Genomic DNA, 23534 nt, shown 5'->3' with positions numbered 1-23534 from the left:
CTAACTGATATTTATTGCGCTAGATCAAGTCCCTATCCGATATGTGGAAAACCACTATAGAGATGCCGCCTCCCCTTTTACAGAATGCGCTTAACGCTAAACCCGCGGTCTTCGACCCGTTTTATCTGTAAGAGTGAAGGAAATCCTATGGACAAGAGTAAACGTCAGTTTCTCGGAAAAATGGCCAGTGTGAGTGTCGGCGCTGCGCTCATTCCCGTCGTGCAAGTGCAGGCACAACAGGCTGAACCAGCACCAACAGGCAAACGCTACGGTATGGTCATCGATTTGCGCCGCTGCGTCGGCTGCCAAGCCTGCACCGTGGCGTGCACCTTCGAAAACCTGCCACCCTTGGGGCAATTTCGTACCACGGTACAGCAATACGAAGTGTCACAACAGGATGCTACCACGCCACCCGCATTTTTAATGCTGCCAAGACTGTGTAATCACTGTGAGAACCCGCCTTGCATTCCTATTTGCCCCACGGGTGCCACCTTCCAACGCCCAGATGGCATAGTGGTCGTCAACAACGAATGGTGCGTCGGCTGTGGATACTGTGTGCAGGCTTGCCCCTACGATGCCCGCTTTATCAACCATGAGACCAACACCGCCGATAAATGCACCTTCTGCGCCCACAGGCTCGAAGCTGGACTGTTACCCGCCTGTGTCGAAACCTGTGTCGGCGAAGCGAGAGTGATTGGCGATCTGAACGATCCTCATAGCCACATCAGCCAGCTACTCAAAGCGAATCAAGCGGATATCAAGGTGCTCAAGCCCGATGCCAATACGGCCCCCAGAGTATTTTATATCGGCATGAACAGCGCCTTTGAAGATCGTATCAGCGGCCAAGCCCCCGTTCGCACCCTACTGACTGACACTGGCGAGGAGATCCACCATGGTCATTAAAGAAATCTTTACCCCCGATATTGCCATCACTTGGCTGCCTTGGGCGGTGCAATACTTTTTTCTGATGGGTTTGGCCTACGCCAGTGTGTGGGTAGCGACCATCCATTTATTCAGTGCGAAACAAACCGATGCCAGACTGCTCAAACTCTGCGCCTGTTTGATGCTTACCGCCGGCATAGTCGCGCCGATTGCGCTACTTGCTGACCTGCACCAACCGCTGCGGGCATGGCATTTCTATGCCCAAATCAGACCGCATTCGTGGATGTGGTACGGCGCTTTTTTACTGCCGATATTTTCGGGCACGAGTCTAGTGTTTGCTTGGTTGTTACTGCGGCCCTACTTGCCTCAGGCACACTCTTCTCTGACAAACTCTGCTCAAGAAGCGGATTGGTTAAGCCGTATCGGTCAATGGCTCAGGTTCGGTAATTGGAGCAGTGATAAATGGCTGAAACCCATTGCGCTAATCGCCACATTAAGTGCGTGTTCCATTGCGCTTTATACCGGAATGGAAACCATGGCGATTAAAGCACGGCCGCTCTGGCATACCTATTGGTTGCCGCCATTGATGGCAACCAGTGCCCTGCTCGCCGCCTGCGGTACTCTCGCCCTGCTCAATCGTGTTTTGCACGGTTATCAAGCCAGTACCCAAGACAGATTACTGCAATGGGTCAGAGCAAGCTTTGGTCTCTTCGCCCTGTGTCTTATCGGCTGGGCCTTATTCGATAAAAGCTCGGCGCACGAAGCTGCGCTGTTATTAGACACCAGCCCAAGCTGGCAACTCGCCGCTATCTGGGTATTGGTTACCCTCGCTTTGCTGACATTGGTATTGGCAGTGCGCCGCCTCCCCTCGGTATTGATGTTAGTCGTCAGTTTAACGGCGGTGCATCTGGCATGGGGATTTCGCTGGATTGTACTTATCCAAGCGCAAACTGACCCTAAATACGGCGCGGGCACTTATTTCTATCAATTGCCATGGGGGCCAGAGGGCCTATTAGGTATCGCTGGCACCTTTGGCCTCTGGCTCGCACTGATGGTGTTAGTGTCTGAATTTATTCGCCATCAACCACGCTCAACTCAGTTGGCCTCTTGAGCCACAGCACCGTCCATATTAAGAAAAGTTACCGCATTAAGGAGTCCGTAATGGATAAGAGTAAACGTCGTTTTATCAAAGGCGCAGCTGTGACGGGTGGCGTGGGATTATTTGCCGCAGGTTACAGCCATACCTTAGCGCAAATGGGCAAAGGGGTCGTGAATGGCAGTTCGGGAAAAACCACCCAAGATCCCATCCATGGCAATTCGCTAGCCCCTGAATATAAAGTGGATTTAACCTCAGGCCAGCTGATTGGCAACGATGAACAACGCATCGCCAATACGATGTGTCTCGGTTGCTGGACCAAGTGTGGCGTGCGCGCCCGTATCGACAATAAGACAGATAAAATTCTCCGCATCAGCGGCAATCCCTATCATCCGCTCTCGGCGCGGGAACATATCGACTTCGATACGCCGATCAAAACCGCCTTTGTGGGCTTGAGTGCCTATCAAGAGCAAGGCTTACAAGGGCGCTCTACCGCCTGCGCTCGTGGTAATGCCATGTTAGAACAACTAGATAGCCCGTATCGCGTTACCCAATGCCTTAAACGGGTCGGGCCGCGCGGCAGTGGTCAATGGCAAAGCATCAGTTTCGAGCAACTGCTGACCGAGGTCGTCGATGGCGGCGACTTATTTGGCGAAGGCCGTGTCGAAGGCTTAAGAGCGATTCGCGATATCAGCACACCACTCGATGCCAATAATCCTGAATATGGCCCCAAGGCCAACCAGCTATTGGTGTCGAACGCTTCGGATGAGGGCCGCGATGTCATCATTAAACGCTTTACCTTCAATAGTTTCGGTACACGAAATTTTGCCAACCACGGCGCCTATTGCGGCTTTACCTATCGCGCAGGTGCGGGTGCCCTGCTCGACGATTTAAAGAAATACGCTCATCTTAAGCCCGATTGGGACAATAGCGAGTTTCTGCTGTTTATCGGCACCTCGCCGCAGCAATCCGGCAATCCTTTTAAACGCCAAGCACGGCAGTTGGCCAACGCTCGGGTCGACGGGCGAGAATTCAGTTATGTGGTGGTGTCGCCCATGTTGCCCAACACCTCGAACCAGCCCTGCGCGGGCAACAATACTTGGCTGCCGATCCGCCCCGCAACCGACTCTGCCCTCGCCATGGGCATGCTGCGCTGGATTATCGATAACCAGCGCTACGCCAGTGCCTTTTTGACCGCACCCAATGCAGAGGCGGCGAAAGCTGCGGGTTATCGCGGCTTTAGTAATGCCAGCTTCTTAATCATCAGCACACCAAATCACCCCAGATACGGCCAATATTTGTATGCCAGTGATCTCGGCCTGCCCTTCGAAGGTAAAGCCTACGGCGAGCAAGACTCACCACTGGTTGTCGATGCCGCTACTGGGCAGATCCTACCCGCCGGACAATGCGCCAAGGCGCAACTTGAGGTGGAGCAAAGCGTGAATACGCCAAAGGGTGAACTGAGCGTGAAATCCAGTTTTCAGCTACTCAGTGAAGCCGCGCGCAGTGTCGAGATGGCCGACTACGCCAAGGAGTGCGATATCAGCGAGGCGCAAATTGCCGCACTCGCCCACAAGTTTACTAGCCATGGCACTAAGGCAGCGGTGATCTCCCACGGCGGCACTATGAGTGCAAACGGTTTTTACAGTGCATGGGCGATCATGATGCTTAACGCCATGATTGGTAACCTAAATCTTAAGGGCGGTGCGATAGCTAAGGGCGGCACCTTCCCCGCCTTTGGTGCTGGCCCAAGGTACAATTTGCAGGACTTTGACGGCATGGTCGAACCTAAGGGCGTATTCCTTTCCCGCTCTAAGTTCCCCTACGAAAAAACCTCTGAATATCGCCGTAAAATCGAAGCGGGTGAGTCGCCCTATCCGTCGAAGGAACCTTGGTTTCCCATCTCATCGCCCCTGCTGGGCGAACATTTAACCGCGGCGGTGCACGGTTATCCCTATCGACTCAAGGCGTGGATCAACCATATGGGCAACCCCATTTATGGTCAGGCGGGTCTCGGCAAAGCCATTGGTGAACAATTAAAAGATCCCAAAGTATTACCGCTATTTATCAGTATCGACAGCTTTATCAATGAGACCTCTGCGCTGTCGGACTACATAGTGCCCGACACCTTAACCTATGAATCTTGGGGCTGGAGCGCCGCGTGGCACGGCACACTCACCAAAGAAGCCACCGGCCGCTGGCCGATTGTCGAGCCGAGGGTCGCCAAAACCGCCGACGGCGATGTGATTTGTATGGAGTCTTTCCTGAGCCAAGTGGCGATAAAACTTAATCTGCCCGGTTTTGGAGCCAATGCGGTCAAGGCCGCCGATGGCAGTCTACACCCGCTGACTCGCACGGCTGACTTCTCGCTTTACGGCGCGGCAAACGTGGCCTACCTTGGTAAACCCGTTGCCGATATCAATGCCGAAGATATGTACTTCAGTGGGATTGGGCGCATTCAAGCAGAACTGAATGCCCGACTCAAACCAGAAGAGGTCAAAAAAGTCAGTTACTTATTTGCCCGTGGCGGCCGCTTTGAGAATATCAGCGCGGGGCGCGACGAGGCGGGCAACCCCAGCAAGGTTTGGCCAAAACCTTTAATGCTGTGGAACCCAGAGGTCGGCAGTCGGCGCAATAGCTTGAGCGGCGAATATATGAGCGGCTGTCCACGGCGTTATCACCCTGCGCTCGCCAACGGCACGCCCTTGGAGCAAGCGTTCGATAAGTCACAGTGGCCGCTGCTGATCAGCAGTTATAAGTCGCATACTATGAGTTCGATGAGTATAAGTTCGGACCGTTTACGCCAAGTGCACCCCAATAATCCGGTGCGCATCAATGAGCAAACCGCCAAGCGCTTTGGTATCAAGACCGGGGATACGGTCAAGATCAGTACGCCTAATGGCAGTGTGGTGGCCTTGGTGGAATGTGTGGCGGGCGTACATCCCGACTGCATTGCCATCGAGCACGGTTATGGCCATAAGGAGTTAGGCGCGCGGGATATAGTCATCGATGATAAAAAGATTGCCGCCAATCCGCTGATCCGCGTCGGGGTCAATATGAACGACTTGAATCTGTTCGACCCAAGCCGCCATGGGCGCTATCCGCTGGTGGACTGGGCCAGCGGCGCCTCGGCGCGGCAAGGACTCCCAGCCAAAATAGAAAAAATCGCTTAACCCCTAAGCCAAGGTAACAAGGAGGTTACCTTGGCTATCAATTTATCCTGCCCAGTTTTATAAAAAATGATCTAACCCAACTCTTTGGGAGTATTCTACTTGTTAATAAATGACTCAGAAATCAAGCAACGACTAAAATCCTAGCTATATTTAACACTATCCATGTGGTTCAGATTTTTGGGCATTATGTCGCATAGCCGTTTTTGAGTTTGCCAAACTCATTAGGAGTACTTCAGTGTTTAATTCTTCATTACGTAAAAGCCTTGAAATCAGTGAAACTAAACGCAAGGAAGCTGAAGCCACTATTGACTCAATAAAGGATTGTATTGCCACTATCGAATTCTCGCCAGAAGGCGTTGTTATTGATGCTAACCATATATTTTTGAATGAAATAGGTTATAGCCTGCATGAGATCGTCGGCAAACACCATAGATTATTCTGCTCCTCAGAATTAGCCAATTCACCTAGCTACCAGCAGTTTTGGACAAGCCTAAAATCAGGCCAACCTAAAGAAGGCAATTTTCAACGGTTCCGTAAAGATGGCGAAGAGGTCTGGTTAAGGGCTACTTATTTTCCGATCAAGATGGACGGTAAAGTCATCAAAATTATGAAAATTGCCTCTGACATCACCCAAGATAAACACAAACTCGATGATCAAATGGCCATTTTTACTGCGCTTAATCGTGCCCAAGCCATTATTGAATTTAAACCCGATGGCACCATTTTGCAGGCTAATGAAAAATTCTTAAAAACCATGGGTTATCAAGCTGCGCAAATCGTAGGAAAACACCATCGAATATTATGTTTCGATGCCTTTTATCAACAGAATCCGCGCTTTTGGGATGAACTCAAACACGGTAGATATCAACAAGGACTCTTCGAGCGTAAAAATGCCTATGGGAATTCTGTATGGCTAGAGGCCGTGTATAACCCTGTGGTGGATGAAAATGGCAAAGTGGTTAAGGTCATAAAATTTGCGAGTGATATCACTAAAAGAATTGAGCAAAGTCATGCTGTACGACAAGCGGCGGATATTGCACTTGAGACATCCCAACTCACAGTAGAGCAAGCTATTGAAGGTGTTAAATTACTGGATGCGACAGTTAATACTTCAAATGCTATCGCGGAACAAACGGTAAAAACCACTAAATCTATTACCCAACTCAATGAGCAATCCCAAAGTATTCAAGCGATTGTCGCTACCATAAGCTCCATTGCTGACCAGACGAACCTACTAGCACTTAATGCAGCAATAGAAGCGGCCCGTGCTGGCGAACAGGGACGAGGCTTTGCTGTGGTGGCCGATGAGGTACGTCAGCTTGCCGCAAGAACCAGTAAATCCACCAATGAAATTGCCGCAGTGGTTGAGAAAAATAGCCAGCTCACCGCCAGTGCCACCAGCATGATGAACGAGGTGGAGCGAATCGCTGAACAAGGTAAACAGCAGTTAGTAGAAGTGACAACTGTGATGAGCCACATTCGTACTGGCGCGGAAAATGTCGCCAATACCGTATCCCAACTGTCGATTGATGAGCAACATCGTTAGCATTAAAACGCCTTGGTTTGGGATACAGTCAATCCTTATCCCAAACCACTGTTTATCCCCAATTATCTCGCCCTAGTGACCTGACCGATAAAGCGGGCCTTAGATCAAATTAAAACTCGGTTTTTCGCCCTTCGTAGGCGGCACACATCTGCTGCATTTGCGCCTCTTCGTAGGGGCGAAGGCCACTCATCACTAAGGTTTTAATTCCGGTACCGACTAAGATATCGCCGCTGTGCAGTTCAAAGTGCAGCGTCACATCGCCACGCTTGCCATCAATCTTAAGCTCTTGTTGTACAAGCGATAGGTTTACTTCAACAAAGTCGAGTGTCGTCAAGTCGAATGACATGCTTTCGTAGATCACTAAGGGACGCTCAGGATTGATCATCACTTGATGTTGTTTCATTAAGGGCATCAGAATGTCGATAAAATTGTGTCCCGAGAAGGCCACATAATTACGAATAAAAGATTCGGTTTGTGCATCACAACGGCTAGCATCACCTTGGCGAGTGACATGTAAATAGGTTTTATCGCGGTTATCGCAAATCGAAAAGCTATCGTTCACTTGTTCAGGAAATTGCAGCTCAACCCCATCACCGACCATGCCAGCAAAGGTAAACTTCATGCTTTGGCTTAGCCCATACTGGGTTAAGACTAAGGCAAATAACAAATCGCCAGGCACACAAAAACGTTTTGCGCCCACATCGTGGATAGGGTTAAAGTCTTGAGCGATTTTTTTAGCGAAGTCACTGGCTTGTTGTGCAGAAACAGAAATTGATTGATTTTGCTTTGAAAAATAAGGCGATAGAAACATATTCACTCGTTCTTTAATGGCTCAACATTGGGCTAACAACATAATGGTCACGAGTCTACCTCAGTTTTGGCATTTTACTCACCCGATGACTTAAGCAACCAGATACAAGCTAGAGTCATGGCACTCGGCTGCACCATGACCATATTTGTTAGGACTAGACTCGCTTAAATTCACGCTTTAATTGAAAACTCTCATCGGTAACTAGCTGCTCTAATACTTCAACCCGTTCGCGAAGTTTATCAAGTTCAATATGTAACAACTGGTTATCTGCCTGAAGCTTATTATTGGCAGAACTACCGCGCTCGCGGATTTTCATAATCGCGACCGCATATCCTCCCACAATGGCAAAAATCGGGATAAGTAATGCAAGGGTTGCTGGGTTCATAATGCGTCCTTTTACAATCGATCTATTGGGTTCCAGTATGAGCAACATAACCTAAATGCACCAGTGACAAAAGTCATGACATCAGCCCAAACTTATTCCTTATCAAAGCTATCTACTACAATCGCTCCCATAGAAGCGGGCATACTAATCACAATAATCCGTTTAAAGGAAGTCATGGTGTCGTCAATTAAGGGCAATTTATCGAGACACAAGAGCACTAAACTGACGACACAAGCACTTATCAAATAGGCAATAATAATCCGGAAAATAAATACCGGCAGGCGGTGACGAATATTCTGTTGGAACACACTCTGGTAAGTAAACGCTCCGAGAAACAGCAACGACAAACCAAATAACATCAGCAAATTCAGTAGTGGTAAGGTTTCTCCGAGTTGCCATGCCTCTTCAGAAAAACCGATGGGCACAGCGAGCGCAAAGGCACCTACACACACTTGAATCGCATCTTCGGTATTAAAACGATAGGTATCAAATTGAAAAGCCATAGCTTAATCTCCCTGTCTTGCCTATGACTTGAATAAGCCTGTTATCGAGTTATCCCTGTTAACTTAGCTACAGGCGCTCTTCAAGGGATTTGAGTCTTTCTTTCGCTTGAGCGGCATAATCATTTGAAAAACGTTCAGCCAATACGAGACTTTGCTGGTACAGGATTTGTGCACGCTTGGGATCGGCATCGCCGCCCTCTCCAGCATCGAGTAAACTGGCCAATTGAAAATAAGCCTTACCAAGCACATCTTGTTGAATACCTTGCTTTTCACCTTGAGAGGCAACCTTATCAAGCCAATAACGAGCTCTTTGAGGGTTGCGCTGCGCTGGTTTCAATAAGATATCGGCATATTCTGCGGCAGCATACAAATCCCGCTCGGCGGCAATCTCCCAAAACTCTTGGCTTTGTTCAAAATCCTCTAGCCAATAATAGTAATCACTGGCAGCGCTAAGGGCCAAAGCGGGGTCAGCCTGTGCACTCAAACGATAATTGGCTAATGCCGCCGTTGCATCATGGTAGGGCGACCAAGGCAATACTTGGTAGAGAGCCATCATACTCATAGCCTCTGGCACACCTTGACTAACCAACTGTTTTAACTGCTCCCAAGCCTTAACTTCTGCGCTTTTTGCCTCGGCGGTATTTGACTTGCCTTGCAGTATGGTCTCAAAGGGCTTACGAATAAGTGCCATTTTGGCATCCATATCCCCAAGCCTAGCAGCACGTTGTAACCAATATTGGCTCTGATCAACCTCCCCCGCATAGGCGGCCTGTGATCGCATCCACTGAATAGCAATTAAGTCATCACCCTCGGCCGCCTCTCGGTAGAATTTACGCGCTTTTTCTTCATCCTTCGCCAGTGCATAACCTGCCCAATAGATGTGCGCTAGCAATCGCTTATCTTCGGCCTTGGTGCTTGCGCTTAAGGTATTGAGCATAGATTCAGGCTTACCATAGGCATAGAGATGCACATCTCCACGCGGATAACGATATTCGGTACCATCGGGGTAATGCACCGAAATATCGTCAGCTTGGCGCCACACATTCACTTGATAATCAGGCAAAACCTCTGGATTAAACTGCACCCGCAGCACAGCCTCTTTATCGAAACGCACCATTTGCGTTGCACTGCTCGACCATAAACTGCTGGTCGACTGCAAATTACTCTTAAGCTTTACCTCAAAGGGGCTATCTGTTTTGGGGCTATAGATAACCACTGGGTAATACACAGGATTAAGGGTAAGCGGTAACGCGGCAACCAGATTAGTATCTTCTTCACTGCCAGCAAGTATGGGTTCGATAGTTAGCTCTTGGCTTAAATAAAATCCATCATGGGGCGAGGCTTTGGCCGGTGGCTCGCTCGATGTTAATAATGGTGACGTATGTAAATAGTTATCTTTTAATGACTTAACCCTTTGCCATATGGGATGACTTGGCATCAAGTTAAGGTCAAGGACTAAGTCCTCCAACTGCCAATCGCAATCTCCGCCCCCTTGTAAGGCTAACGTAAGGGTGAATGGTTTAGCGGCAGCGCCACTTTCAAGCGATTGACGCAATACCGAGCTTTTATTCAGTGTGGCGCGATAGGGATTGGCAATATCACCATTCGGGAAACGGATTTCTTTGCGGGTACAAATAGAGGAAGTGTAATAACCCACAAGTTCTAGTTGGGTATGAGCAGGTAAACTCCCCATAAACTCAAAACGCTGTGCATTCTTGGGTGGTGTAGTTTGGTCAACAGGCAACTCTCGCTGCCACAGGCTATCCCAAAATCCCGCCCAAACGGGCGCTGAGAGAAACGAGCTTAAGCATAAGCTTAGCCAAACCAGTTTTGAAATCGAACTCATAATGCCAGCTCTCCATTGCTGATGAGATTTAGTCGCTCTTGATTAAATGTCTCTGCGTTGGTTTTCACCCCATGATCCCTTGCATTTGCTGCATGCCACATACGTAAACTTAGCGCAGTGCAGCTAATGTCTTCACGATATCACTAAAGCGTGGGCGACAAGATAACGCCGGCTGCATACAGTGTGCTTTTAACTGCCGCAGTTGAACTCGCAGCGCGTCGTTTCCATCGTTATCGGCAAAGGGCAATAAGTCATCAAGTAAACACCCTAGGGCACGCACCTCAATAGCCTGCATGGCATCACGTTCCGATGTAGGCAATTTTGCTAAGTTTGAGGCGGCACCAAAGTCACCGAACAACAGCGCCATTTGCTGATTAACCATCATATTATGGGCATAGACATCACCATGGCTCACTTGTTTCCCGTGCATATGCGCTAGGGTGTCAGCTAATTGCAAAGCGATTTCAGTTATGCCCTTCAGGCTAAATTCGGTCCCCGCTTTAAAGGTGTCTCGGGTACAAGTCGCTAGAGATGGCGGTAAACCTAAGTTACTAAATCCTTGAGGAATCAGTTCCATCACTAAACCAAGTTGATCCTGTTGACTAATATGGGCTAAGACTTTGATGAGATTTGGATGTGCGCCCGTAGTTAAACAACAATCTAGCTCATCGGCAGGATAGCCATCACTGGTCACCTCTCCCTTAAACAACTTAACCGCAATATGTTCGCACCCAGTAGCAGCCACCATAGCAGGATTTAACCAACGACCTTGGTAAATAATGCCAGAAGCCCCCTCACCTAGTTTTTCACCGAGTTCAATGTCCGCTAATGTCACATTTGGCACACTGGCTACATCGGCGTGGGGATCAACCAAGGTATGGCTAAAGGGATTGCCCGCAAAAGCCAGCCAAGTGAGTTTAGGCAACTTAAGTAACCAACTTGGCAGTGTTTGCAGCTGATTGGCCGACAGACGCACTAATTCTAAGTTATGGCATTGGGCCATAGATGCGGGCAGCGAAGTTAAGCGATTACCTGCCAAGGCTAATTTTTGCAGACGATGCAACTGCCCCATACGCTCGGGTAAGGTGGTGATTTGGTTGTCCGTTAAAATCAACCAACGGGTTTGCGCGGGCAAGGATGCCGCAGGCACAGTGCGAATGTGATTGGCCTTAAACCCAATCATCTCCAGTTTAGGGCACTGACCTAGCACCTCTGGCAAGGTTTCAAAACGGTTATTAGACGCAAACAAAATCTTCAAACGGGTTAAGCGATGCAAATCTTCGGGCAACGAGCTTAACTGGTTATTGGATAAATCGAGGATCTCGAGCGTATCGGCTAAATCAAAGATCTCCCGAGGAAATTCGGTCAGGTTTTCAACCAATTGTAAACGGGTAATCCCTTGTAATTGTCCTGCTTTTAACTGCGCTAACGTCTGCACTCTCTAACCCACTGCAATGAAAAATCGCCGCTATGTTAGCCTATTTAGGGGTAAATCTAAATGTGACCTAGGCGGTCAAATTATCAGCAAAGCTATCCAGAAACCGCAAAACAGATTAGCATGTGCAACATTATCTCTACCCAAGTAACCTAAAAATGTAGGTTTCAGAGCACCTAGAGTGCTCTCGTTTAAGGCGCATCAATGAGAAATGTCGACTACATTTTGAATTGCTGCAACACGTAAATGTAGTACCCAAACACGCTGTTTAGGTGGATTTAACGCAGGATCCTGCATCTAGTTAGCTTGTTTGGGTAAAACGCCAAGTCATCAAAAATTACAGGACAATCATGCGGAAAACCTTTCGTCAACCCCATGCATTAGCTGCGATGGTTATTGCCATGCTGATGGCCCAGCTAAGTGGCTGCGCAACAACCTCAGCACAAACATCGCCAACGGAATTTGGTGCTGGTTTACCAGAAGCCGAAGATCATAGCGAATCAGCAGAACCTCAATCAGTTGAAGCAGAAGTTATCGACGAGCGTTATGCCGATGTGTGGGAGAAAATCCAACACGCCCGCACTATTGATGTGCATGACGATGCCGAAGTGCGCAAACAGCGTAACTTTTTCGATGATAAACAAAAATTTATGACTCAGGTGACACAGCGCGCTGAGCCATTTTTATATTATATTGTCAGCCAACTTGAGGCTCGCAATATGCCGCTTGAACTGGCACTGCTGCCAATTGTAGAGAGTGGTTACAATCCGCTCGCTCAGGCAAACGGTCCCGCAGGGCTTTGGCAAATGATCCCCGCGACTGGGCGTAACTTTGGCCTAACCATCAACTCAGCCTACGATGGTCGCAAAGATGCGCTGGCCTCAACCGATGCGGTACTCGACTATCTCCAACATTTATACAACACCCTAGGCAATGACTGGATTAACGCCGTAGCGGGTTACAACAGTGGCGAACTGGTCATCAAAGCTGCCATTGATAGAAATAAAGCCAAGGGCAAACCCACGGATTTTTGGTCGCTCAATATTCCGGCTCGCCAAGTGCAAACCGTACCTAAATGGCTGGCGTTTATCCAAATTATCCGCGCCCCAAGCCATTACAATCTCAAAGTGATGCCGATTGCAAACCGTCCCTTTTTAGAACGCTTACCCGCCCCCAATGGCGTTGAGATAAGCCAAATCGCCAATGCTGCGGGACTCACTAAAGCGGAGTTCAAAACCTATAACCCAGGATACCGCCAAAGCGTGATCCCCAGTAAAGGCAAATACCAAATTGCCCTGCCGATTGAAAACATTGGCCACTATCAAGAAAACCAGCACAAGCTATATGCTCAAAAACGTTACGACAGCCAAACCTATATAGTGAAATCCGGTGATAGCTTAGGCACTATCGCGGCTAAATTTGATTTATCAGTCAAAGAGTTAAAACAGGCGAATAATCTAACCTCTGATCGCCTTAAAATAGGCCAAGAACTTACGCTGTTAACCCCAATGGCGGCCAATGATAATGAGCCAGAACCTGTAAAGGCCAAGGCTAATACCGACAAATCATCGACCAAAGCGAATGCGAGCAGCACTAAAGCTGCCACCTCAAAATCGACCGATAAGCCAGTGGCAAAAGCCAAAACCTACAAAGTAAAATCAGGGGATTCACTGGATAAAATTGCGCGTAAAAACAAAGTGAAACTCGCCGATTTAATGAAGTGGAACCAGCTAAATGCCAAGAGCATCATCAAGCCGGGTCAAGAACTGAAAATCAGCGAATAACGCTTGCCGTTTGAACAGCCAAAAGCCCAACACAGCGCAAAATTAAAACGCTATGTTGGGCTTTAATTTATCCCCACCTTGCTTGTGAAGTATTACCGATAGCGTGATGAAGTGTGGCTAACGGCGCTCAACACCACAACGAAGTAGCGAAGTAGCAATTACCGGCTCTATTTTTCCCAATTAGCCCACTTGAACCTCACAACGACAAGCAAAAAAAAGCGCTACCTAAGTAGCGCTGTGGTATTAGAGACACTCATCTTAACCGTCAGATCTTAACCAAGTTGTAGCCAAAACTGGTTGAATCGTCCTTGTTCAGCACCATAGTGACGTTATCTTGATTATTAAAATCTATCACATCAGATGCATAAACCACTGTTTTTGAGCCATTTTCTACCGAGATAACCTTGATGGAATACTCACCTTTGGGCACCACTAACGATTGCGGCACCGTTGGATTAACCGCACTGATTTTATAGGTTGCCGTATCAATAGTGTCGTTCGCCTTTAAGAAGTACAAGGTAAGGTTACTCTTATCGGCAAAACTCACGATATCGAACTTAAAGCTGTAGGGACTTGGCGTTTGAGTTTGTTTCATCTCCATCGCCTTCACTTGGCTGCCCTGAGCTGTGGTCTGCTCGTAGATAAAGATGGTTTTAATATCATCTTGATTAAGGGTGATCAGCACATTATCAAGCAATTTTGCTTGGCTAGTATGGTCAAATACGCTCACACCAAAATCATTAAACTCAGCACCTTTATAGGCCGTTACACCAAAGGGAGCCACATTGCTAAATAGCGCTTCTTGTTTACTACTCACCACTTTCACATCAACATTATGTGTAGCCAAGCCATTGAATACCCTGAAATCAACACTGCTCTCGAGGGCGACATGGTTACGCACATTGGTGGTTGAGTCGACGCTGTCTAAACTGATTTTGGCCGCTGATGCGCCAAAGCTTTCCCTCAAAATTAATTTATAGGGCACCTTGGTTTTAAAGTTAATGCTCGCCGTGGTGTAGCTGATATTGGTCGTACCCGCCGCGGTCAAATAAATTTTATAGTCGCCGGTATCCATAATTTGCGGCGCTGAAACCTCGCCATAGGAGACGCTGCCAAGCATCACCGCATCGGCAAAGCCTTTATCCGCTTTGGCAATATACGCATCGTACGCTGGCGCCTTGGTCGCTGTATGTGCAATCAACAACTGCATTTTGCTCTTGTCTGCTTCGGCGTTTTGTTTATCGAGCTCTGTGCGCGAGTAATTGATATTGAGCAGTGCTGGTGAGGCAAAATCCCCATGCAAGACAAAGAAATGGTCGGTTGCCGTTTTTAAATCGATATTCTCTTTGTAGAGCGAAATATCTTTATTTGTCGCATCCTTACCCATCACCTCCACCGCACTCACACCGGGAGTCGACGTAAAGCGTGGCATCGCATCGGCGAAGCTCACACTTTCATAGGTTTTATCGCCAATTTTGAGCGCGGTAGCAGTGCTGCCTGCGGTGGCATTGTAGAATTGCACATAAGTATCGGTTTTAGAGGTATCCTCATCTTTATTATCAGAACCACCACAAGCGGTAACGCCTAGACAGGCGAAAGTCATCACCGCGAATCCTTTGAGTTTATTGTTAAGCATTGTATCCCTCATTTGCAGGCAAAATTTCAGTTCAGTCTACGCAGTTATACAATGACAACAACGGCAATTTCCACCTAAAACAAAAACAAATATTTTACAAACTCAAACACTTAACAAACATTACAGCAACCAAGCCAATATTGATACAAATCACATTTTTCGAGCGCTGAATTGATACAAATACCTTTTGCGATACGTTTACTTACAACTCAAATAACTTCTTTTACGCTAAAAATTATTTGGCTTTAAGCACAGACGTTCGGACTTTAACCTGCTTTGGCTCCATCCCAAGATACGCGACAACCTTGTTCGTCTTATACGATTGGGTTACTCTCGCATCGCCAATTAAGCCTTAGGGATGGATAGGGTTTGCAAGGGATTCTTAACTACTACAAACAGTGTTTTCAACACGATAGTGCTGAAATTAACCTTTGGTCTAGCCACAAACTTGCTGAACAAGAAAAGCTATTGCTCCAAGGTGAAGATGAGTTAAGCAGTGGCTTTCTCCCCCGTTTACCCGTGCCATTTGCCCCCGCCTCGGCATTAATGGCACGTAGTGCCTTGTATCTGCGTGAAAAAGTATTATTGCACTGTTGCCTGTTTTTCTGCGGCAGTGTCGAGCTTAATGGCGAAAAACGTAAAGTCGTGACGCCACTCCTTTATCGCGAATGCCAATTGCAGGCCGACGGCGATAATCTCTACCTAGAGAGCAATAACACTCTAGCGGGCCAAGGGCCATTCACTATCAATGAAGCCCTGTTAGAAAAATTAGTCGTTGAAGGACACAGCTTAAGCCAAGAGTTACGCGATAATCCAACGGATATCAGTGGCTGGATAGCTTGGCTGCGTGCGGGCCAAGCCGATGTTGATACCAGTCATTTATTGCATTTTCCCAAACTGATTGATGAAGCTGAATTTGCTCAGCTATGCCGTAAACGTGGGCAGTTTATGGTTAGTCGCAGCCAAATCATTTTGGCAGAGCGTTCGATCGCAAGCCGCGGCATTTTGCACGAACTCGACAAACTCAGCACTGCCCCCGCCTTCTCTGCGCCGCTTCAAGCACTCTTTGCGGACACGCCCCCAACTGGCATCAATAACATTAGCGCCAGTATAGAGACACAAGAGGCTTATCTTCCTGGGCTATTAAGCCGTGCGCAAATTCAGGCCTTAACGATTGCGGCCAATCATACTTTGGGGCAAATCTCAGGCCCACCGGGAACAGGCAAGAGTTACACCATCGCCACCGTGGCGGCGGAGCAGGTATTAAGGGGCAAATCGGTACTTATCGTCGCCCATACCGATGTCGCTGTTGATGTGATTGCCGACAAGTTGCAGCAGCAATTCCAGCTTGGGAGCAGTCTTATTCGCGCCGGCTCGCCGCAGTTTATAAAAGTTCTGAAAAACCAGATAGATGAAATGCTCCATGGTCAGCACCCAGCATCTGATGAAGCCGTCTCGGATAGGTTGCTACTCAATGCAAAACAGCAACTTAATACTGTTACTCGTCAGCAAACCAAAATGGAAGCCGGTTTTATACATCATTGCCGCCATGCCATACGTCGCGGCCAAAAACTGGCGACCTTACAACAAGGACAATCGCGCTGGCGCTTAGGATTTTACAACTGGGCTTACCGTGCCGGGATCAAACAGTTTGCTCAGCAATGGCATGAACTCGATAAATTAACCGCCCTCATCGCCCAAAAAGAAGACTTAAGCCTCAAATACTTACAATTGGCCACTCACTATCGATTAAACCAATTGCTCAAACATAAGCGCAGTACGCTGGTGAGTTTTGCCAGTGCACTTCGCGCTCGGCAATCCGCTAAGCAACTCGATGGTTTCTACAAGACGGATTTTGATGCCTTAAAACAAACCTTTCCCATTTGGTTATCGAGCCTTGCCAGCTTGCATAAAGTGCTGCCCATGGAGCAGCAAATGTTTGATCTAGTGATTATTGATGAAGCCACTCAAGCCAATATTGCCGCCTGTTTACCGGCCTTGCAGCGGGCAAAAGCAGCACTGGTGGTGGGCGACAGCAAACAACTGCGCCATTTCTCGTTTTTATCCCGCGCAAAGCAAATCCAAATCCAAACGCAACTCGGACTTGCTGCGGATTGCCGCGGCCTAATGAGCTACCGTGATGCCAGTATGCTCGACTTAGTATCGCAATCCCTCGCGAGCCAATCCCAAGTGGTGTTTTTAAATGAGCATTTTCGGAGTAAACCTGAGCTGATCCAATTTAGTAATCAACAGTTTTATCAAGGTATGCTGAAGATTATGCAGCACAGACCCTGCACAAGTTCAGGGCACTTACACCGAGTCCAGGTGACTGGCAGCCGTGATAGTAAAGGAATTAACGCCATAGAAGCGGAGGCATTAATTGAAAAGTTAGCTCAACTGATTGATGAACAAGAAAATGTATTAGTGCCCGCCAGCATTGGTGTACTCTCCTGCTTTCGCAATCAGACGGAGTATTTATCCCAGCAGATCCTCGCACGCTTTAGCTCGCAGCAAATAGAACGTCATCAATTACGGATTGCCACGCCCTTTGGTTTTCAAGGGGAAGAGCGCGATATTATGCTGCTGTCGTTTAGCATTACGGCCAACGACAGCCGCGCCGCCGTGTATTTAAATCGCGAAGATATGTTCAATGTCGCCATCACCCGCGCTAAACAAATGCAGTGGCTATTTTTATCGGTACAAGCGCATGAGCTCCCCAACAATAATTTACTGGCAACTTACTTAGCATCGGCGGGCCAATTTCAAGCGGCACACAATTATGTCGATGCCCTCGATAGCTTCGGCCAGTCGGTGGCACAGGCGATTGAAGCAAAAGGCATAACAGTCTGGCGCGCCTATCATATGGCGGGGCTAGAACTGGATATATTGTGCCGCTATGGCAACCAATATTTAGCAATAGATTTAATCGGTTACCCAGGGCCATGGGCGGACTTTTTCGATATTGAACTGTATAAGCTGTTACAGCGCGCGGGGATTCAACTTATCCCCGTCAGCTACGGATTATGGTGTCAGCAGCAAGAATTGTGCATCCAATATATTTGCCAGCAATTGGGTATAAACCAACCGAGTTAATGCTGCAAATAACAGCCTTAATCACACCCACGCGGCTGATAAATCGCTTTTATCTTGCTTCGTAGCCAAGTGATTTTAGGGTTGTGGCTGTTTCTCTTATGCCAAATCAAGGTAAAAGGAATGGCGAGTTTATTAAGATATTCGCCACTTATCGGGATGGGGCGAGTGACTAAGTCAGGGTGTAATTGGCGAGCATATTGCTCACAATATTGCGGCGCTATTGCCAGCATGCTGTGGTGTGGCTCTGCCGCAACAAACAGTGACTGCTCAAAACTGGCCAAGGTCAGCACAGTATTACGACTTAACCCAAGCTCAATAAGCACATCATCTAAGGCCCAGGTTTCGCTCTTTTCCCACAAGATATTGATATGCGAGTATTTTAAGAAAGTGTCTATATTCCACTCTTCCTGCAAGGCGGGATGATCGCGGTGCAAATACACCTGGGGAAGATCGGTAAATAAAACCTCAAAATCGATAAAATAAGGCAATAAATCAAGGGACTCCTTAGAGCGCGGATGGCTCTCTCGGCCAGTAAAACCTATGTCTGCCTCACCGCGAATAATGGCCTCTAGTGAATCATAATCCCAATTTCGCACCTTCACTTTTGCATCAGGGTAGTGTTGGTAAATCGCCTGCGTTAATTGATTAAGCATAATGAGCGATAAAGGTGACTCAAGCATTAGCTCAAAACTGAGCCCTTTCGCCATATCATCCCCGCGCTTGCCCATAAGCTGTTTGCCCCTTTGCAACCAATCGGCTAAGTCTTGCTCCATGCTTTGGGCTAATGGCGTTAACTGCAATCCCTGGGGCGTTTTAATGAATAGTGGGTCGTCAAACCAATCGCGCAATTTCGCCAAGGATTTACTCACGGTCGATGGCGTCACATTGAGCTTTTTAGCGGCCTTAGACACGCTCCGCTCCTGCGATAGCAGCTGAAAAGTAAACAACAGATTGAGGTCAAGCCGACTCAGGGATTTGCTCATTAACTACCATTTCCGACATTTTAGGTACCGCTAACATTAGCGTGATACTTACCAGCGCACCAACGCTGAGGATAGCTAATAATATATTAATCGCGCTCACTTCGAGCAGACCCATCACCCAAATATACAAAGCAGAAGTACACACTTGGGCAATCCCCAGTAATGAGCTGGCTACCCCAGCCCGAGCCACAAATGGACTAAGCGCCTGACTCATGGTCACCCCAAATCCAATTGAAAAACCAGAACAAACAAAAGCAAACCCTAAGAGGTTGAATGAATGACTAACCCCGCCCAATTGAGTCAAGATAAACACTAAGGCGGCCGCAACGAATAACCCTTGGGAGAACAAAATTAATGATTTTTCTTTAAACTGGTTAAGCAAAAAGGGCGTAGAAAATGAGGCTAACATACTCACCAATGCCATCATTGCCATGGTATTGGAATATTGGCCACGGTCAAACCCCATCTGCCCCATAATCAGCATGGGAGACACATTCACATAGCTTAAAATCGTGGTCACACCTAAGGTCGTTATGACCACGCGACTGATAAAAAAGCCTTGTTTAAAGGATTCCTTTTGCACACTTGGCAAAGCTTGCGTGTGAAATGCTGCTTTAGAATGGGTTTCACGCAATACCAATAGACAAAGAGCGAATACCAGTAATCCCATCGCCGCCATAGTGTAAAACAGGCTAGGCCATGGAAACTTAAGCATGATTAAGTGGCCAATCACAGGCGCGATCACAGGGATAATACAGGTCACGCCATTCACCATTGAGAGCACTTTGGCTCGGCGCTTATCGTCTAAGACATCACGCAAAATCGCGAACGCGACAACATAACAACAACCCGCACCAATGCCTTGCGCAAAGCGCGCGATTAAAAATAGATCGCTGGTTTGCGAACCCGCCGCAAAGTAGGAGGCTAGCGCGAACAGAAAGGCGCCAAAAAGTGTAATGGGTTTACGCCCAATCCTATCGGCTAAACTGCCTGCAAACAGCATAGTCGTCGCCATGCCAGCCAGATACACAGAAAAAGCAATGTGCAGCTGTGCCTCACTCGCCCCAAGTTGACTCGCAATTTGCGGCAACCCGACTAAGTACATATCTATCCCCGTCGGATACATTAGGACCAAGCCAAAACTACATAAAAGATATCGAAACATCACATCACCACTCATATCACCGCATTCCAAGAATATGGCGCTTAGCCTAATGCGGGTTTCGCTTAAGCGTGAGTGGCATTTTCGACAACGGTTATTTCCAATTACGACCGACAAATATTTCAATCACCAATAAAAACCAAACCTCCTGTGACACGAGTATCACAGGAGGTAGGTCTTCAGATAAATTGCGGTTTAATGGCTCACGGAGCCGTGACGGGTGCAGGTAAGGTTTCGATAGTTAACCGCTTATCATCCTTGAGGTATTTCTGTGCCAATTGGCTTAACTCGGCGGGCGAGATCTGCTGTACCAACGCCAAGCGTTGGTTAAAGGTCGCAAAACGCTCCGGCAGGCTTTGGGCGGTTGAGGCCAAATCTAACCAGAAGTTATTACTTTGCGGCGCCATCTGCATCCACTCCAGCACCGGCTGACGGGCGCGATTGAGCAAATCCTCACTGATCCCCGAAGGCGTTTTAACCTGCTTAACTGCGGCGGCATAATGCTTAGCCACCTCAGGCAACATGGCAGTGGTGGTCACACTAAATAGGCCGAGATAACCATATCCCGTTGGATTTAAATCATTATATGAGAATGCAGAAGGCGAATAACTTGCCCCCGCTTTCTCACGCACATTCTCGGTAAGTAAGATGCTTAGTACCTGCTCGAGCAAACCTAAACCCACCAGCTCACGGGGATTACTCATATCCGCTGTCGGCCACACCTGCGCGAGCGCCGCCATATCGACCTGACCATAATGCGTCAGGCTCATTTGTGCTGGCACGTTGGGAAACACAGGCACGATAGTCTGCCCCTTAGGGATCGGCTGACGGGAAATCGCTCCTAAGGTTTGTGCAACCTCAGCAATGGCTTTGTCCTCATCAAAATCACCCACGATGGCCAGCTCAATCGCCCCTTGCTGCACCGCAGAATGGAAGCTGGGTGCGAGTTCAGTAAACTGACGCTTGAGGATTTCATCAGGGTTGCCGTAGCCATAACGTTTGTCGCCATTATGGGCAATTCGCGCAAATTGATTCGAAAACTCCAGTTGTGGATTGCTATGAATGCTCTGCTGCTCGGCAATCACTTGCTCACGGAATAACTGCTCGGCTTGCTTATCCATCCCCGGGTCGACTAGATAAGCCGTTAGTACACCTAATTGGGTGCGAAGCTCGGCTGCATTGGTGCTGATCTCGCCACCAAAACTCTGCTCACGTAAACTCAAACTGACCGAGATATCTTGGCCTGCAAAAATCTCCTGCAAGCTATCTAAATCGTGAAGTCCCAAACCGCCCTGCACAAAGGCGCTATTAAACAGGTAAGACAAACCATCTAGCTCGGGGAATGGCACCTCACCAAAGCCAATATTGAGACTCACCAACGTCAGCCCCTGATTAAAGGATGTAGGTTTTAAATTGAGACGCACACCGTTAGCAAACTCTAGCTTTCGTATGCCAGTTGTGGCATCGCGCTGATCGGCCACAATCTGTCCAGCCTCACCAAATTGACTATAGCCAAACTCGGCAATACTCTTGGTTTCGGGCGCTTTTACGGCTTGCTTTTGGCTCGCGTTGTAGGCGGCTAAGAGTTGCTTTTCAATACTTTCAATGGGTTTGTTATTGGTTAGATACAGATAAGGCGTCCCTTCCCAAGTCTGTTTAAACAACTGATGCAGTTTTTGCGGCGTGATACTCGGCATCAACTTTTCAAACAGAGCCAATTGCCACTCTGGCTCCACAGGCACGCGCCTGCTCGCTACCGCACTCACTAAGCTGTCGGCAATGTTCACACTGTGGATAGTGTTACTGCCTGCGGCACTAAGCTGATAGCCCTTGTGAATTCGTTTAAGTTGCTGATCGATTTCTTGTTGGCTAAAGCCAAATTCCAGCGCCTGACGTAGTGTTTGTTCCAACAACGTAAGCCCTTGCTGCCAGTTGTTTTCCTGCGTTCCCAGCGTCATTTGCGTGCCGTAGGCAATATTGTATTGCGGCCCAATTTGTAGACTCACGCCATACAAACCTTGGCTATGTAGCAACTGTGACTCTAAACGACGATACAAAATGCCGTGGGCAATATCTAATAACATCTCCTGCTCACGCAGTGCAATCGTATCTGGCTTAGGGATTTGCGGTTTTAACAGCCCGAGGGAAACCGAGGTTTGCAGGCTTGGATCAAAAAATGCCGCCGCCTCAATAGCGGTTTTAGCCTGTACCACGCCTATGGATTGTGCCTTCACCCCAGCAGCCTGTGGCGCAGCTTTCCAGTCGGTAAATTGCTGCTTGATCTTTTGCTCGATACGACCGACATCGATATCACCCACCACGATTAAGGTGGTGCGAGATGGCGTATAAAAACGCTGATAAAGGGACAATAACGTTTCACGATTTGCATTTTGAATGCTCGTCGCCTCACCTACGGGAAAGCGCTGCGACAGCAAGGTTTGCGGCATTAAAAAGGCTAACTGGTGGCGATAGTTTTCTAAATCGGCACTACTGCGTTCACGCAGTTCAGACAAGACCACCGCTTTTTCGCGCTCGATTAGCGCGGGGTCAAGCAACAGATTACTGGCGATTTCGCGCATTAAAAACAAAGCGGTATCGACTTTATCTTGGCTATTGCTCGGTAAATTAAACTGATAAACCGTTTGCTGAAATTCAGTCACCGCATTGGTATCAGCCCCAAAACTTAAACCTATGCGTTGTAAGGTAGGGATCATCTCCCCCGCCGCGAGTCCCGTAGATCCATTAAACGCCATATGCTCTAAAAAATGCACCAGACCCTGCTCGGCATCCGTTTACATCACCGAGCCTACATCCACCCGCATACGGACAATCACGGCTTGCTCAGGGGTTTTGTTGTTCACTAACAGGTAGTGCATCCCATTAGCAAGCGTGCCACTGTGCACTCATTCGCTTAAAGGCAGGTTGGCCGACTCAGACCACAGAGGCGCTTCAACCGCACTTAATGGTAAAGCCATGCTGATAAGGAACAGCCATAGCCATAGACGTTTAAACTGGATTTTCTTGAAATTGCTCATAAAAATTCACTTTCTCTCCAACATTCGATTCATTAACCGGAGAAAATGCTTACCTCAATACTGATAAATTGACTTTTCACTATAACCACAAAAACGCTTTAAGTCACAAAATCAATACCTTACAGCGTACTTAAAATATCAAAAAACATGCATTAATAGAGAAA

Annotated in this window: 14 protein-coding genes and 1 pseudogene; 6 read left to right on the top strand and 9 right to left on the bottom strand. The window is 47.9% G+C overall.

All coding sequences use genetic code 11. The features are described from left to right. Positions 1-147 precede the first annotated feature (147 nt). The 4 genes from dsrO to L976_RS23750 all read left to right on the top strand — a co-directional run bounded on the left by dsrO (position 148) and on the right by L976_RS23750 (position 6697). Positions 148-903 (top strand): sulfate reduction electron transfer complex DsrMKJOP subunit DsrO, encoded by a 756-nt coding sequence (gene dsrO, locus L976_RS09695; RefSeq protein ID WP_047536374.1) that lies wholly within the window; start codon positions 148-150, stop codon positions 901-903. Then, on the top strand, positions 893-1993 hold the full coding sequence (nrfD, locus tag L976_RS09690) for an NrfD/PsrC family molybdoenzyme membrane anchor subunit (protein ID WP_047536371.1): 1101 nt from the start codon (positions 893-895) through the stop codon (positions 1991-1993). The genes dsrO and nrfD overlap by 11 nt, the downstream gene beginning before the upstream one ends. 50 nt (positions 1994-2043) lie before the next feature. After that, positions 2044-5151, top strand: coding sequence for a tetrathionate reductase subunit A (locus tag L976_RS09685; protein WP_047536369.1), 3108 nt, complete (start codon positions 2044-2046; stop codon positions 5149-5151). Positions 5152-5386: 235 nt separating this feature from the next. After that, on the top strand, positions 5387-6697 hold the full coding sequence (locus L976_RS23750; protein WP_037421917.1) for a methyl-accepting chemotaxis protein: 1311 nt from the start codon (positions 5387-5389) through the stop codon (positions 6695-6697). Between the two features lie 109 nt (positions 6698-6806). Here L976_RS23750 and L976_RS09675 read toward each other — a convergent pair whose 3' ends face one another. The 5 genes from L976_RS09675 to L976_RS09655 all read right to left on the bottom strand — a co-directional run bounded on the left by L976_RS09675 (position 6807) and on the right by L976_RS09655 (position 11680). Then, positions 6807-7508 (bottom strand): DUF3581 domain-containing protein, encoded by a 702-nt coding sequence (locus tag L976_RS09675; protein WP_047536367.1) that lies wholly within the window; start codon positions 7506-7508, stop codon positions 6807-6809. 154 nt (positions 7509-7662) lie between these two features. Beyond that, a complete protein-coding gene (locus tag L976_RS09670) occupies positions 7663-7893 on the bottom strand; it encodes a hypothetical protein (protein WP_037421910.1) in 231 nt (76 codons plus the stop codon). Positions 7894-7985: 92 nt separating this feature from the next. Then, positions 7986-8396 carry a DUF2391 family protein gene (locus tag L976_RS09665; protein ID WP_037431171.1) on the bottom strand — a complete coding sequence of 137 codons (411 nt, stop codon included), beginning with the start codon at positions 8394-8396 and terminating at the stop codon, positions 7986-7988. A gap of 67 nt (positions 8397-8463) precedes the next feature. After that, a complete protein-coding gene (locus tag L976_RS09660) occupies positions 8464-10242 on the bottom strand; it encodes a tetratricopeptide repeat protein (RefSeq protein ID WP_037431170.1) in 1779 nt (592 codons plus the stop codon). A gap of 109 nt (positions 10243-10351) precedes the next feature. Continuing rightward, complete coding sequence (locus tag L976_RS09655; RefSeq protein WP_047536364.1) at positions 10352-11680, bottom strand: leucine-rich repeat-containing protein kinase family protein; 1329 nt, start codon at positions 11678-11680, stop codon at positions 10352-10354. A 347-nt stretch (positions 11681-12027) separates the two neighbouring features. Here L976_RS09655 and L976_RS09650 point away from each other — a divergent pair, with 347 nt between their 5' ends. After that, on the top strand, positions 12028-13461 hold the full coding sequence (locus L976_RS09650) for a LysM peptidoglycan-binding domain-containing protein (protein WP_047536362.1): 1434 nt from the start codon (positions 12028-12030) through the stop codon (positions 13459-13461). Positions 13462-13726: 265 nt separating this feature from the next. Here the strand turns inward: L976_RS09650 and L976_RS09645 are convergent, their stop codons facing one another. Then, positions 13727-15097 carry a DUF4397 domain-containing protein gene (locus L976_RS09645; protein ID WP_047536360.1) on the bottom strand — a complete coding sequence of 457 codons (1371 nt, stop codon included), beginning with the start codon at positions 15095-15097 and terminating at the stop codon, positions 13727-13729. 369 nt (positions 15098-15466) lie between these two features. Between L976_RS09645 and L976_RS09640 the strand changes: the two genes are divergently transcribed. Further along, positions 15467-18190, top strand: coding sequence for a DEAD/DEAH box helicase (locus tag L976_RS09640; protein ID WP_047536359.1), 2724 nt, complete (start codon positions 15467-15469; stop codon positions 18188-18190). Between the two features lie 17 nt (positions 18191-18207). Here L976_RS09640 and yidZ read toward each other — a convergent pair whose 3' ends face one another. The 3 genes and pseudogenes from yidZ to L976_RS09625 form a co-directional block, all read right to left on the bottom strand. Continuing rightward, positions 18208-19173 (bottom strand): HTH-type transcriptional regulator YidZ, encoded by a 966-nt coding sequence (yidZ, locus tag L976_RS09635; protein ID WP_047536357.1) that lies wholly within the window; start codon positions 19171-19173, stop codon positions 18208-18210. Then, entirely contained in the window at positions 19148-20338 is a 1191-nt protein-coding gene (locus L976_RS09630; RefSeq protein WP_047540344.1) for an MFS transporter, read from the bottom strand. Before L976_RS09630 ends, yidZ begins: the two co-directional genes overlap by 26 nt. 200 nt (positions 20339-20538) lie before the next feature. Further along, positions 20539-23370, bottom strand: a pseudogene (locus tag L976_RS09625) (M16 family metallopeptidase). Positions 23371-23534 lie beyond the last annotated feature (164 nt).

This window comes from Shewanella sp. ZOR0012 (assembly GCF_000798835.1).
In the GTDB taxonomy this organism is placed as follows: Bacteria; Pseudomonadota; Gammaproteobacteria; order Enterobacterales; family Shewanellaceae; genus Shewanella; species Shewanella xiamenensis.
This window is presented reverse-complemented; position numbering and strand designations above follow the sequence as displayed.